The following is a 12,670-nucleotide window of genomic DNA, read 5'->3' as shown; positions in this document are numbered from 1 at the left end:
GTGGACGCAGCGGCCGAGCGGGACTTCCGGGAGTACGTCGCGGCGCGGTATCCGGCGCTGGTGCGCGCCGGCTACCTGCTCTGCGGCGACCAGGCCGAGGATCTGGTGCAGAACGCGCTCGCGAAGACGTATCTGGCCTGGCACCGCATCCGGCGGGACACGGCCGACCAGTACGTGCGGCGGATCATGCACAACGAGTTCGTCAGCTCGCGGCGCCGGCACTGGTGGCGGGAGATCCCGACCGGCCGGGTCGCCGAGCGGCCGCACACACCGGCCGCGCCCGATGACGTCGGGCGGGTCGCCGAACGGGACGCGCTGTTCCGGGCCCTGCGGGCACTGCCGGCCCGGCAGCGGGCGGCCGTCGTGCTGCGCCACTACGAGGACCTGAGCGAGGCGCAGACGGCGGAGATCCTCGGCTGCTCGGTCGGCACGGTGAAGAGCCTGACCGCCCGGGGGCTCGGCCAGTTGCGGGGCGTGCTGCCGGTACCGCGGGAAGAGCAGGAGGTCCGCCATGGGTGACGCCGACGGGGTCCGGGCGGCGCTGCGGCAGCTGACCGAGGACGTGGTGCCGACCGGGGACCCGTATCCGCGGATTCGGGCCCGGGCGCTGCGGCTCGGCCGGTTTCGCCGCACCCTCGCCGCGGCCCTGGCCCTGGGGGTCGTCGGGCTCGCCGCCGTCGTGGTGCCGTTCGACGGGCCCGCCGCCCCGACACCGGCGCCGGGCACCTCGGACTGCGCGACCCGGCTCAGCACCGCCGACCGCACGCCCGGCGGGACGCCGATGCCGGCCAACAACCTGGAACTGCAGAGCATCGCCAACCAGGTCGAGATCGCGTCCCTCGCGAAGTTCCCGCAGTCCTACACCGGCGTGGCCATCGACACCGAGCACGACGTCGTGACCGTGTACCGCATCCCGGACCCCGACCTCGACCGCTGGCTGCGGGCCACCCATCCGTCCACCTGCCTGGTGCTGGTCGACACGCCGCGGGCCAAGGCCGAACTCGACGCCCTGATGGACCGGATCGCCGCCGACCTGCAGTACTGGCGGTCGCAGGGCGTCGTCCTCATCGGCATGACGTGGGGGTTCGAGACCGGCATCGTCGAGTTCGGCACCACGGCCGAGGACCTCGACCGGGCCCGGCAGCTGGTGCCGGCCCGCTACGGCCCGGGCGCCCCGATCACGGTCGTGGTGCGCCAGCCGAGCTCGTGGAGCTTCCCGTCCGACGGCGGCTCATGAGGCCGGCGGGGGCTGGTTCGGGGCGGCCGGGGTGGGTATGACCAGGGGCGAGACGGAGGTGGCGGCGATGGCGCGGTCGATCTGGACCGGAGTGATCTCGTTCGGGCTGGTGTCGGTTCCGGTGGCGATGTTCCCGGCTACGCGCGAGCATCAGGTGTCGTTCCACCAGTTCGAGAAGGGTACGAGTGACCGTATCCGCTACCGCAAGGTGAACGAGCGGACCGGCAAGGACGTCGAGTCCGACGACATCGTCAAGGGTGCGGATGTGGGTAGCGGGCAGTACGTCATGCTCGACGGCGACGAGCTCGACGAGATCGCGCCCGGGCGGTCGCGCAGCCTCGACATCCTCCGCTTCGTCGACCTCGACGAGATCGATCCGGTGTACTACGAGAAGACCTACTATCTCGAGCCGGGCAGTGACGAGACGAAGAAGACGTACGTGCTGCTGCGGGCGGCGATGGCGGAGGCCAACCGGGCCGCGATCGCGAGCCTGGTGATGCGCGGCAAGGAGTACCTGGCCGCCATCCGGCCCGACGGCGACCTGCTGGTCCTGGAGACGATGTACTTCGCCGACGAGATCCGCGACGCCAAAAAGGAGCTGGACCGGTACCCCCCGAAGCTGTCCTTGAGCCGTCCGGAGCTGCGCATGGCCAAGCAGCTGATCGAGTCGATGGCCGGACCGTGGCGGCCGGCCGATTTCCACGACACCTACACCGAGCGGGTGCACGAGCTGATCGACGCGAAGGTCGCCGGCAACGAGCTCACCCTGGCCGAGGAGGCCCCCGAGCCCACCGCCGCGGCCGATCTGATGGAGGTACTGCGCCGCAGCGTCGAGGCGGCCCGCTCCCGACGGGGTGAGCAAGCCCCGGCGAAGAAGGCCACGGCCAAGAAGAAAGCGGCGCCCGCGAAGAAGGCGGCGCCCAAGAAGAAGACGGCGGCGAAGAAGAAGGCGGCGTAACGCGTCCGGTACCTTGGTCGCGTGACGGACGCCGATATCCGGCTGGGCATCGACTTCGGCACGTCCAGCACCGTGGCGGTGCTCGCGCTGCCCGGCCGGGAGCCGCGGCCGCTGCTGTTCGACGGGTCGCCGCTGCTGCCGTCCGCGGTCGGGGTCGACCCCACCGGGCGGCTGGTCGTCGGCCGGGACGCGCTGCACGCCGCGGTCGGAGCGCCCGGGTCGGTGGAGCGCTATCCGAAGCGGTGCGTCGACGACGGGACCGTGCTGCTCGGCGACGCCGAATGCACCGTGCCCGCGCTGTTCGGGGCGGTGCTCGGGCGCGTGCTCGACGAGGCGACCCGGGCGGCCGGAGCCGCGCCCGGGGACGTCGTCATCACGCATCCGGCGGCGTGGGGCGGCGAGCGCCGGGCCGTGCTGCGACAGGCCATTGCCCCGGCATCGGTACGGCTCATCAGTGAACCCGTCGCCGCCGCGCACCATCTGGTGGCGGTCGCGGCCGATCGGCTCCCGGACGGCGGGACGGCGCTCGTGTACGACTTCGGCGCCGGCACCTTCGACGCGACGGTCGTGCGGCGCTCCGGCGACGGCTTCGCGGTCCTCGCCACGCAGGGGCGGCCCGACTCCGGCGGCCTCGACATCGACGCGGCGATCGTCGCGCACGTCGCCGCGGCGGTGCCGGACGCGGCGGCGTGGGCCAGGCTCAACGAGCCCGCGACGCCGGCCGACCGGCGGGCGCGGGCGCAGCTGTGGGAGAACGTGCGCACGGGCAAGGAGTCGCTGACCCGGGCCGGGAGCACGCTGATCCATGTGCCGGTGCTCGATGTGGAGGTACCACTGGGGCGGGAGGCGCTCGATGCGCTCGCCGCGCCCATCCTCGCCCGGTGCACCGACACGGCCCGGGCCGTCCTCACCAACGCGGGCGTCGAGCCCTCCGCCGGGCTGGTGATCCTGCTGGTCGGCGGGGCCAGCCGGATGCCGGCCGTGGCCGCGACCCTGCACCGCGAGTTCGGCACCGAGCCGCTCAACCTCGACCAGCCGGAGCTCGCCGTGGCCGAGGGCAGCCTGCGGGCCGGCGACGCCGCGGTCGACGCCGCCGACGACAGCAGCGACTGGCCGCGCGTCGAGCCCCTCCCGGCCCTGGCCCCGGCCCGCCCGCGCCGCACCCGCCTGCTGCTGGCCGCCGGCGCCGGCCTGGCCGTCGCGGCCGCGATCACCGCCGTCGCCCTGGCCGACGGCCCGTCGAAGCCGGGCGCCCTGGCCCCGTCGGCGTCCGCGTCCTCCGCCTCGCCGGAGCCGTCGGCCGCGCCGCCCCGCACCTATCCCGCGGGCGTCGACCCGTGCCTGCTGGGCCGGTGGCGCTCGGTCGCGCACCGCAACTACGGCACCATCGACGGCAAGAAGGTCCAGTACACCGGCCCCGGCGGCGTGGTCGCCGAGTTCCGCGAGGACGGCACCGTCATCAACGACTACGACCCGTCCGCCCCGGACACGGCCAACGTCGGCGGCGTCATCTGGGAGGCGAAGTTCCGCGGCCAGACGACGTCGCACTACTTCGCGGCCAACGGCGAGATCCAGGCGACGATCACCTCGACCAACGTCCGCTACACCTTGAACCGCAACGGCAAGCTCAACAACGAGGCGGCGTCGATCTTCAACCTGGAGACGGAGAAGTACACGTGCACCGCCACCCGCCTGATCGAGACCAGTTCGCTGGGTGAGTGGTCGGCGGACTCGGAGCGGATCGCCTGAATGTTTCACATCGTCCGGCTCCGAAAGGTTTTCGGGGCCGCGCATTCTTTGTGTTCCGTCTTAAGTCTTGGCACAACTCGTCACAAGCATTGACTCACGACAATGCGGGCCCGCAGGGTTACGAAAAGGTTTTCGTAACTACGGAAGGAGCCCGACGCAATGCCCAGATCCGTTCCGCCCCGGATCATCGTCGCCGCCGTCGCCACGCTCGGCCTCGTCGTCGCCGGGGTGTCCGCCGGCACGGCGTTCGCCGGGGACCGCACCAGCCAGACCGCGGACCTGACCGCGGTGCCGGCGAACGACGCCGCGAAGGGGCTCGTCTACAACGGGCTGCAGCGCGGCAAGCCGGGCGGGCCCTGCGCCGCCGGCCTGCTCGAGGTCAAGGGCACCAGCCCGGTCATGTGCACACACGGACCGGACGCGCCCCCGGCCGGTCTGTCGGTCAAGGACAGCGTGCCGGCCCTGGTGCAGACCTACTCCGCGGCGCCCGCGCCGGCGCTGGCCGTCTGCGAGGGCGACGGTACCAGCGGCAAGCGGGTCGAGGTGCTGTACATCCACGGCTCCTCCAGCCGCTACTCGCAGTACCTGGAGACGTTCCGCAGCCTCGCCGAGGGTGTCGACACGATCTTCAACGAGAGCGCCAAGGAGACCGGCGGGGAGCGGCACGTCCGGTATGTCACCGAGACCGTCAACGGCGCTTGCCGGCCGGTCGTGCGGGACGTGCAGATCGCCGACTCGGCGCTCAACGCCAACGACTGGGCGCCGCTGCTCAACGCGGTCAAGGCGGCCGGCTACACCCGCACGGACCGCAAGTACCTGCAGTTCGTCGACGCCAACGTCTACTGCGGCATCGGCGGCCTCGCGGGTGACACGAAGAAGAGCGACGCCAACCGGTCCAACGTCGGACCCGAGTATGCCCGGGCCGACAACGGCTGCTGGACCGCCGGTGTCGCCGCGCACGAGCTCGGGCACACGCTGGGTGCGGTCAACAACAACGCGCCCAACGCGTCCGGCTTCGGCCACTGCACCGACGAGTGGGACGTCATGTGCTACAAGGACGACCCCAGTGTCACGGTCCGCACGGTCTGCACCGCCCAGTCGCACGACAACCGGCTCGACTGCAACCACGACGACTACTACAGCACCAACCCGGCGGCCGGCTCCTACCTGTCGCAGTACTACAACGTCGCCGACAACCTGTTCCTGATCAAGGGTACCGGCGGTGGCGGCAACCCGACCGACGGCAACCTGGCGCTGACCGCCACACCGTCGGCCTCGTACACCTCGTCGTGGGAGTCGGTGAACGCGATCAACGACGGCATCGACCCGTCGTCGTCGAACGACACCGTCAACCCGCGCTGGGGCACGTGGCCCAACAGCGGCCAGCAGTGGGCCGAGCTCCAATGGTCAAGTGCGCAAACCTTGAAGCGCGCGCAGGTGTACCTGTTCGACGACAACCAGGGCATCGACGTGCCCAGTTCGTGGAAGCTGCAGTACTGGAACGGCAGCGCCTACGTCGACGTGCCGGGGGCCAGCGGCTACCCGGTCACCGCCAACGCGTATATCACGGTCACGTTCACGCAGGTGAGCACCCAGCGCCTGCGGGTGCTGCTGCAGTCCAACGGCACCAACTCGGTCGGCCTGCTCGAGGTGAAGGCCTTCGCGAGCTGACGCCCCGGCGGCGGTGCCCGGCGTCGCGACAGCGCCGGGCACCGCCGTGGTGGTGGCAACGCATGAAACGCCCTCCGCCGGGGTAGTGGCGCCGGAAAGGGGAGGCGCCATGATCTTCGCGAACCGCACGGAGGCCGGCCGGGCGCTCGCGGAGCGGCTGGTGCGGCAGGGACTCGGCGCCGGCGGGCTCGTGCTGGCGCTGCCCCGCGGCGGGGTGCCGGTCGCGGTGCCCGTGGCCGAGCGGCTCGGTGCCGAGCTGGACATCGTCCTGGTCCGCAAGATCGGCGCGCCCCGGCACCCGGAGTTCGGTGTCGGCGCCATCGCCGAGGACGGGCCGCCGGTCTTCGACGACGCCGCGCTGCGCTACCTCCGGCTGACCCCGGACGACCTGGCCCCGATCGTGGCCGCCGAGCGGGCCGAGCTGGCGCGGCGGGTGGGGCGGTACCGGCGCGACCGCCCGGCGCCGGCGGTGACCGGCCGGCGCGTCGTGCTCGTCGACGACGGCCTGGCCACCGGCGTCACCGCCCACGCGGCCGTGCGCTGGCTGGCCGCCCAGAGCCCCGAGTGCCTGGTCGTGGCCGTGCCGGTCGGCTCGCAGGAGGCCCGGGCCCGGCTGGCCGCGGCGGCCGGCACGGTCGTGTGCCTGCACGCGCCCGCGCAGTTCTCCGCCGTCGGGCAGTGGTACGACGACTTCGCCCAGCTCACCGACGTCGACGTGGACACCGCCCTGCGCCGGCCGCGGGGGGCCCAGGCACACTAGGGCCATGAGTCTGGAGCCGAAAGTCGGCACGGTTGGCCTGGTGCTGCACCCGACGAAGCCCGTCGCCGGCTCCGTCGAGACGATCCTCACCGCCGTCAAGGGCAAGGGCCATCCGGTCCGGGTCCTGGCCCGGGCGAGCGACCGGGACCGGCTGCCGGACGCGGTCGAGACGGTGCCGGACGACCGGTTCGCGGACGAGGTCGACGGGATCGTCGCCCTCGGCGGGGACGGGACGATGCTCGGCGCGATGCGGCTCATGGCCGACCGGCCGGTGCCGATCCTCGGCGTCAACCACGGCAACCTCGGCTTCCTCGCCGAGATCTCCCCGCCCGAGCTGCCCGCCGCCCTGGCCCGGCTGGCGACCGGCGAGTTCACGATCGAGCGGCACGCCGGCCTCGACGTGCGCGCCGGCGGGGCCGCGCTCGTCACCCGGTTCGGCTTCAACGACCTGGTCCTGGCCCGGGCGTCACGCACCGGCGCGGTGTCGGTCGACCTGTCCGTCAACGACGTGCGCTACGGCTACTACCGGGCCGACGCCGTCGTCGTGGCGACCCCGACCGGCTCGACGGCGTACAACTACGCGGCCGGCGGGCCGGTGCTGTCGCCGTCCTCGGACACCGTCGTCGTCACGCCCGTCGCCCCGATGTCCGGCATCAGCCGCGCCGTCGTCCTCGGGGCCGGGGACCGGGTCACCCTGACGGTGGCGCCGGACAGTTCGCCACTGGCGGTGGATGTCGACGGTACCCCCAGTGGCACCCTCACCCCCGGCGACGCCATCACGGCCACGCTGCGCCGCGACGCCGCCCAGATCGTCCGGCTGTCCGCGACCGACCACGCCAGCCGCAGCCGCATCAAGCTCAGTCTCCTCGACCTGCCGCTGCGCCCCGATCAGCTGCTCGAGCTGATCCCGCCGGAGCTGCGCGACCGCGCCGACGCCCTGACCCGCCGGGCCGGGGACTGATCCGCCGCCGGCCGACCCGCCGCCCGCTGATACATCGTGCGCGGTAACGGACAGTGTCCGCTTGGCGACCACCGCCGGCCGACGCGTAGCCGAAGATCGTGTCCGTGCCTCACCATCACGCCATCGTTCTCGGCGCGAGCATCGCGGGCCTGACGGCCGCCGCCGCGCTGCACGACATATGCGACCGCGTCACCGTCTTCGACCGCGACACCCTGCCCGACGGGCCGGGGCACCGCCGCGGCGTGCCCCAGTCCGAGCACGCCCACGGCCTGCTCGCCCGGGGCCGGGCCGTCATCGAGGAGCTCTTCCCCGGCATCGTCACCGAGCTCGCGGCGGCCGGGGCCGTCCCGCTCGACATCCAGCGCGACTTCCTGTGGGTCTTCGGCGACCGGGCCGTTCCCCGGGTCGAGTCGGGCCTGGCCGGCCTGTCACTCAGCCGCCCCCTGCTGGAGTCCGCGCTGCGCCGCCGGGTCGCGGCGCTGCCCGGCGTCACGATCATCGACGGCCACGAGGCCACCGGGCTGTCCTTCGACGGCACCCGGGTGACGGGGGCGACGGTCCGGCCCGTCGCCGGGGGCGCCGGGCAGGAGGTCGGCGCCGACCTGGTCGTCGACGCCACCGGGCGCGGCAACCGCGGTCCGGCGTGGCTCGCCGAGCTGGGCTTCGAGCGCCCGCGGGAAGAGCGCATCGACAGCGGTACCGTCTATGTCTCCCGCGATTATCGACGGGTCCCCGGCGAGCAGGATTTCGCGGGCATCCTGAGCTCGCCCGGCGGCGCGGCCCGGCCCTACGGCGGCGTCGTCATCGGCGTCGACGGGGACCGGTGGATGGTCACCCTCCTCGGTGTCGGCGCCGACCAGGCCCCGCCGACCGACCCCGACGGCTACCGGGACTTCGCGGCCAAGTTCCCCGACCCGCGCTTCCACCGGCTCCTGTGCGACGCGGAGCCGCTCGGCGACCCGATGCGGCTGCGGCTGCCCGCCAGCGTCCGGCGGCGCTACGAGCGGCTGACCCGGCTCCCGGAGCGGTTCGTGTCGGTCGGGGACGCGGTGTGCAGCTTCAACCCGGCCTACGCGCAGGGCATGACCGTCGCCGTCGCCCAGGCCCGGGAGCTGGGCCTCGTCGCCCGGGACGGCCTGGACGGGCTGCCGCGGCGATACTACGCGCGGGCGGCCCGGATCATCGACGTGCCGTGGGACATGTCGGCCGGCGGTGACCTGGCCTACCCGCACGTCGAGGGCCCGCGGACCCGCCGCACCGAGTTCCTCAACGCCTACGTGGCCCGGGTCCAGGCCGCGAGCGGCCACGACGCGGTGGTGGGCCGGCGGTTCCTGGAGGTCACGAACCTGATGCGTCCGCCGCAGTCGCTGATGGCCCCGCCGATCCTGGCCCGCGTGCTGCGGGGGTCCCGTCAGCGGGTCAGCCAGAAGACGATCACCAGCACGACCAGCACCGTGAAGGCGATGACCCACCAGTAGGAGCGGCGGCGCCGGCGCGGCCGGAGGACCCGCATCTCCCGCGTCGGCGTGTCCACCGGCGCCGGCATGTCGACCGGCGCCGGGATGTGCTCGGCGGCCGGCGGCGGGGCCGGTGCCGGGATCGCCGCCCGGGCGACGACCGTGGCCGGCGGTGGGACCGGGTCCGGCTTCGGCGTCTCCGCGGCCGGGCCCGCGGCCTGGGCCCGGGCGATCAGGCGGGCCGTGCGCCGGCTCGCGTCCCGGAACCGCTCCAGCTCCTTCGCGCTCAGCTTCCGCCCGGCGATGATCCCGCAGGCCTCGGCCACGGCGGCGACGAGCACGGGGTTGCCGATCAGCTCCCGGTGGCCGGTGAAGAGCGCCGCGATCATGTTGCGGTCCACCGTCAGACCCGGTGCGAGTCGCCGGGACCGGATGACCTCCGCGAGGTACCGACGCGTGCTTTTGCTCTGGCGTTTCGGCCGCCGGCCGCGGGGCCGTTTGCGGCTGCGCTCCTCGGCCCGGACGACCGCCGCCGTCAGCGCCGCGATGAGCGACTCGACGGCGTCGTCGGCCTCCTGCCACCGGCGCGTCACCGCATCCGTCAACGCCGCTGTCCTCCCACCCCTGTCCATGCTCCGGCTGTACCCAGTCGCCGGGCGGGTCAAATCTATTCGAACCCGCGCAGGAGGCCGGGGGCGGCCTCGGACCACGGGATCTCGGTGCTGTCGCGGCGCAGGATCCACCGGGCCAGGGCCTCGACCAGCCACGGCCCACCGGCCTGCTCGCGCTCGTAGCCGAGCAGCCGCCCCCACGGCCGCCGGACGGCCACGACGGCGACGATCCGGTCGCCGTCGACGACGAGATCCGCGACCCGGCCCAGGTCCCGGCCGTCGGCACCGGTCACGGGCCGGCCGAGCAGGTCACTGGCGCGCAGGCCGGTCGGGGCGGGTTCAGTTGCCGGCACGGTGGGCTCCCGGGATGTGCTCGATGACGTGCTCGCGCAGCCACTCCTCGAGGGCCGGCTCGGTGAGCAGCTCGCGGCGCACGGTGAGCCGGACCGCGCTGCCGCTCTCGACGGGATGCTCACGCTCGGCGACGATGTCCCACGGGATGCGCAGCGGGTCCGGGTTCGCGGCCGGATGCAGCCGCCCGGCGACGCCGGAGATCCAGCGCCCGAGCCGCCCGCCCAGCCGCCGCCCCAGCGCCTGCGGCCCGACCAGCAGCGCCGTGATCCGCGGCACCCGTTCGCCGTGCTCGCCGACGTCGACGGTGAGCTCGACGTCGTCGACCTTGCCGACCGCCTCGCCGGCCAGGTCGACGATCTGCCGGTCGAGCAGGTCGAACCCGATGAGGATCGACATCCTCAGCCTCCCATGCCGGTCATGACGAGCAGCGGGATCGCGGCCACGGCGGTGACCACGATGATCACGAGGTAGATGAGGCCGAGCGTGTTCGACAGCCGCCCGTTGACGCGGTCGCCGAGGTAATCCCGGTCGTTGGCGACCACCAGGATCGGCAGATACGTCAGGGGCAGGACGACGGCGCTGAAGATGAGGGTGTACTCGGTCAGCTGCACCGGGTCCACCATCGTCGCCAGGGCGGCCACCCCGATGAGCACGCTGACCAGCACCACCGTGTGGAACCGGGCGGCCCGGGCCGGGGCCAGGCGCTTGCCCCACGCCCAGCCGAAGTACTGCGCGACGGTGTACCCGGCCGACAGCCCCGTCTCCATCGCCGCCCCGAACGTGGCCGCGAAGAACCCGAGGATCGCCACCGCCAGCCCGAGCTTGCCCAGCGCGAGCACGACCGGCAGCGCCGACTGCCCGAGCGTGTCCAGGCGCATGCCGAGGGGGTGGTAGACGACCGCGGCCGTCGCCATCAACGTCAGCGACAGGATGCCGCCGAGCGGGAAGCCGATGAACACGTTGGCCTTGTTGATGGTCAGATCCTTGGCCGTCCAGGGCTCCTCGACCCCGCCGGAGGAGAAGAAGAACACCTCGTAGGGCGTCAGCGCGGCCCCGAACAGGGCCACGGCCTGAAACGAGTAGGTGCCCCAGTTCTCGTCGCCGGCCGGGCCCGGGTGCGCGGCCTGGTGCCATAACTCCGACCACGGCGGGTCGAGCTTGAGCAGGGCCACGACGAACACGACCAGGGTCAGCCCGAGCAGGCCGAAGACCCGCTCGATCGTCTCGAACTTCGTCCGCCACAGCACGACCCAGGCCACGAACCCGACGACCGGCACGAACAGCAGGTAGTTGACGCTCGTCGCCAGCTCCAGGGCGAGGGCGACCCCGCCGAGCTCGGCCCCGAGGGTCAGCACGGTCACCAGGTAGGAGCCGACCAGGTTGACCAGGCCCACCCGCGGCCCGAGGCGCTCGCGGACCAGGTCGAACACCGGGCGCCCGGACACGGCGGCGACCCGGCCGGCCATCTCGGCGTACACGCAGATGCCGATGACCCCGACGACCACGATCCAGGCCAGGGACATCCCGAAGCGGGCGCCGGCCTGCGAGTTCGCGACGATGTCGCCGATGTCGACGAACCCGCCGATCGCGGTCAGGATGCCCAGGGTGATCGCGAACGCCTTCTTCATCCGTTGCTCGCCTTGAACGCGTCGAGCCGCTCGGCGAGGGCGCGCATGCCGTCGGTGCGGGCCGGGTCGGCGGCGGCGTCCCCGAGCCGCGCCACGGCCTCGCTCAGCATCGGCAGGAGCTGGTCCCGCAGCGCGGTGGCGGCGGCGTCGGGCGGGGGCAGTTCGGCGAAGTCACCGACCGCGGTGCCGAGGCTCTTCGCGCCGGCGTCGAGCTGCACCGACGCGTAGGGCCCGGGCGCCTTGCCGTCGCGCACCGCCCCGCCGGTCAGGTCCGCGGTCAGCAGCGCGTCGTGCGCGGTCTGCGCGGTGGTGACGGCCGCCACCCGGAAGTCGTGGAAGTCCGGCGGGCGCACCGAGCAGTACCCGAGCAGGCCGCACACCACAACCAGTACCCCGGCCAATGTGGCGGCCATGATCCGAGGTCGCATGCCAGCGTCGTTACCCCACGTGACCGGGGGCCGAAACGTCGTGCGATCCTCAGGCGGCCGCCCGGACCGCCGCCGCCAGTTCGTCCCACAGCGCCGGGGCGGCGCCGATCGTGAGCTCGGTGGTGAACCGCGCCCCGCGGCCCGCGAGCACCACTCCGGCCTCGCGGGCGATCAGCGCACCGGCCGCGATGTCCCACAGGTTCGTGTCGAGCGCGAGCCCGCCGTCGAGCCGCCCCGCCGCCTGATACACCAGGTTCAGCGCCGCGGGCACCCGCCGGATGTCACCCGACACCGGCAGCAGCTCCCGGATGACCTGGCCGGCCCGGGCCTTCGTGGCCGGGTTGGGCTGGAAGCTGACGCCGATGAGGGCCTCGGCCAGGGCGGCCCCACCGGACACGGCGAGGCCGTCCCCGTTGAGCTCGGCCCCGCCGCCGTCGACGGCGCTGAACGTCTCGCCCGCCACCGGCTCGTGCACGACCGCGGCCCGGGCCTCGTCCCCTTCGTACAGCGCGATGCAGACGGACCACGGGCCGGTACGGCTGATGTAGTTGCGGGTCCCGTCGAGCGGGTCGACGACCCACTTCCAGCCGGAGGTGCCGTCGCCGCCCTGCCCCTCCTCGGCCTGCACGGCATCGTCGGGCCAGACCGCCCGGATCCCCTCGACGATGAGCCGCTCACTGGCGATGTCGACGTCGGACACGACATCGTTGGCGTGCGCCTTGGGCGCACCGACCCGCAACGTGTCCCGCCGCTCCAGCTGCAGCCGCCCGGCCCGAACCGCCAGCTCCGCCGCCAGCTTCCGAGCCGCCCGAAGATCCCGATCCATGCGGCTCACGCTACAGTCCGACGTCGGGAC

General features: G+C 73.3%; 14 protein-coding genes. 8 read left to right on the top strand and 6 right to left on the bottom strand.

Annotated elements, in window-relative coordinates:
* The 8 genes from ACIA8L_RS11440 (at position 1) to ACIA8L_RS11405 (ending at position 8,814) form a co-directional block, all read left to right on the top strand.
* Positions 1–519 (top strand): SigE family RNA polymerase sigma factor, encoded by a 519-nt coding sequence (locus ACIA8L_RS11440; protein WP_395903067.1) that lies wholly within the window; start codon positions 1–3, stop codon positions 517–519.
* The gene (locus tag ACIA8L_RS11435) at positions 512–1,237 is read left to right on the top strand and encodes a hypothetical protein (RefSeq protein ID WP_395903066.1); all 726 of its coding nucleotides are present in this window, start codon (positions 512–514) and stop codon (positions 1,235–1,237) included. Before ACIA8L_RS11440 ends, ACIA8L_RS11435 begins: the two co-directional genes overlap by 8 nt.
* Before the next feature lie 67 nt (positions 1,238–1,304).
* Entirely contained in the window at positions 1,305–2,195 is an 891-nt protein-coding gene (locus tag ACIA8L_RS11430; protein WP_395903064.1) for a Ku protein, read from the top strand.
* 21 nt (positions 2,196–2,216) lie between these two features.
* Entirely contained in the window at positions 2,217–3,944 is a 1,728-nt protein-coding gene (locus ACIA8L_RS11425) for an Hsp70 family protein (protein ID WP_395903062.1), read from the top strand.
* A gap of 159 nt (positions 3,945–4,103) precedes the next feature.
* A complete protein-coding gene (locus ACIA8L_RS11420; protein ID WP_395903060.1) occupies positions 4,104–5,615 on the top strand; it encodes a hypothetical protein in 1,512 nt (503 codons plus the stop codon).
* Positions 5,616–5,724: 109 nt separating this feature from the next.
* A complete protein-coding gene (locus ACIA8L_RS11415) occupies positions 5,725–6,375 on the top strand; it encodes a phosphoribosyltransferase (protein WP_395903058.1) in 651 nt (216 codons plus the stop codon).
* A gap of 4 nt (positions 6,376–6,379) precedes the next feature.
* Positions 6,380–7,336, top strand: coding sequence for an NAD(+)/NADH kinase (locus tag ACIA8L_RS11410; RefSeq protein ID WP_395903056.1), 957 nt, complete (start codon positions 6,380–6,382; stop codon positions 7,334–7,336).
* A gap of 104 nt (positions 7,337–7,440) precedes the next feature.
* Entirely contained in the window at positions 7,441–8,814 is a 1,374-nt protein-coding gene (locus ACIA8L_RS11405) for an FAD-dependent oxidoreductase (protein ID WP_395903054.1), read from the top strand.
* Here the strand turns inward: ACIA8L_RS11405 and ACIA8L_RS11400 are convergent.
* The 6 genes from ACIA8L_RS11400 to ACIA8L_RS11375 all read right to left on the bottom strand — a co-directional run bounded on the left by ACIA8L_RS11400 (position 8,748) and on the right by ACIA8L_RS11375 (position 12,640).
* On the bottom strand, positions 8,748–9,398 hold the full coding sequence (locus ACIA8L_RS11400; protein ID WP_395903053.1) for a hypothetical protein: 651 nt from the start codon (positions 9,396–9,398) through the stop codon (positions 8,748–8,750). The genes ACIA8L_RS11405 and ACIA8L_RS11400 overlap by 67 nt on opposite strands.
* Before the next feature lie 62 nt (positions 9,399–9,460).
* The gene (locus ACIA8L_RS11395) at positions 9,461–9,757 is read right to left on the bottom strand and encodes a PRC-barrel domain-containing protein (RefSeq protein WP_395903051.1); all 297 of its coding nucleotides are present in this window, start codon (positions 9,755–9,757) and stop codon (positions 9,461–9,463) included.
* Positions 9,744–10,154, bottom strand: coding sequence for a hypothetical protein (locus tag ACIA8L_RS11390; protein ID WP_395903049.1), 411 nt, complete (start codon positions 10,152–10,154; stop codon positions 9,744–9,746). Before ACIA8L_RS11390 ends, ACIA8L_RS11395 begins: the two co-directional genes overlap by 14 nt.
* Before the next feature lie 2 nt (positions 10,155–10,156).
* Positions 10,157–11,386 (bottom strand): NRAMP family divalent metal transporter, encoded by a 1,230-nt coding sequence (locus ACIA8L_RS11385; protein ID WP_395903047.1) that lies wholly within the window; start codon positions 11,384–11,386, stop codon positions 10,157–10,159.
* Positions 11,383–11,814, bottom strand: coding sequence for a hypothetical protein (locus ACIA8L_RS11380; RefSeq protein WP_395903045.1), 432 nt, complete (start codon positions 11,812–11,814; stop codon positions 11,383–11,385). The genes ACIA8L_RS11385 and ACIA8L_RS11380 overlap by 4 nt, the downstream gene beginning before the upstream one ends.
* 49 nt (positions 11,815–11,863) lie before the next feature.
* Positions 11,864–12,640 carry an inositol monophosphatase family protein gene (locus ACIA8L_RS11375; protein WP_395903043.1) on the bottom strand — a complete coding sequence of 259 codons (777 nt, stop codon included), beginning with the start codon at positions 12,638–12,640 and terminating at the stop codon, positions 11,864–11,866.
* Positions 12,641–12,670: the final 30 nt, after the last annotated feature.

It is taken from the genome of Dactylosporangium sp. NPDC051541 (assembly GCF_044454505.1).
Taxonomy (GTDB): domain Bacteria; phylum Actinomycetota; class Actinomycetes; order Mycobacteriales; family Micromonosporaceae; genus Dactylosporangium.
Note: the sequence above shows the minus strand (reverse complement) of the source record. Positions and strands in the feature narration are given on the sequence as shown.

Bases quoted from the DNA above. Each gene is read 5' to 3' on its own strand.
- ACIA8L_RS11435 (WP_395903066.1), top strand. From the start codon at position 512: ATGGGTGACGCCGACGGGGTCCGGGCGGCGCTGCGGCAGCTGACCGAG.
- ACIA8L_RS11430 (WP_395903064.1), top strand. From the start codon at position 1,305: ATGGCGCGGTCGATCTGGACCGGAGTGATCTCGTTCGGGCTGGTGTCG.
- ACIA8L_RS11420 (WP_395903060.1), top strand. From the start codon at position 4,104: ATGCCCAGATCCGTTCCGCCCCGGATCATCGTCGCCGCCGTCGCCACG.
- ACIA8L_RS11415 (WP_395903058.1), top strand. From the start codon at position 5,725: ATGATCTTCGCGAACCGCACGGAGGCCGGCCGGGCGCTCGCGGAGCGG.
- ACIA8L_RS11410 (WP_395903056.1), top strand. From the start codon at position 6,380: ATGAGTCTGGAGCCGAAAGTCGGCACGGTTGGCCTGGTGCTGCACCCG.
- ACIA8L_RS11390 (WP_395903049.1), bottom strand. From the start codon at position 10,154: ATGTCGATCCTCATCGGGTTCGACCTGCTCGACCGGCAGATCGTCGAC.
- ACIA8L_RS11385 (WP_395903047.1), bottom strand. From the start codon at position 11,386: ATGAAGAAGGCGTTCGCGATCACCCTGGGCATCCTGACCGCGATCGGC.
- ACIA8L_RS11380 (WP_395903045.1), bottom strand. From the start codon at position 11,814: ATGCGACCTCGGATCATGGCCGCCACATTGGCCGGGGTACTGGTTGTG.
- ACIA8L_RS11375 (WP_395903043.1), bottom strand. From the start codon at position 12,640: ATGGATCGGGATCTTCGGGCGGCTCGGAAGCTGGCGGCGGAGCTGGCG.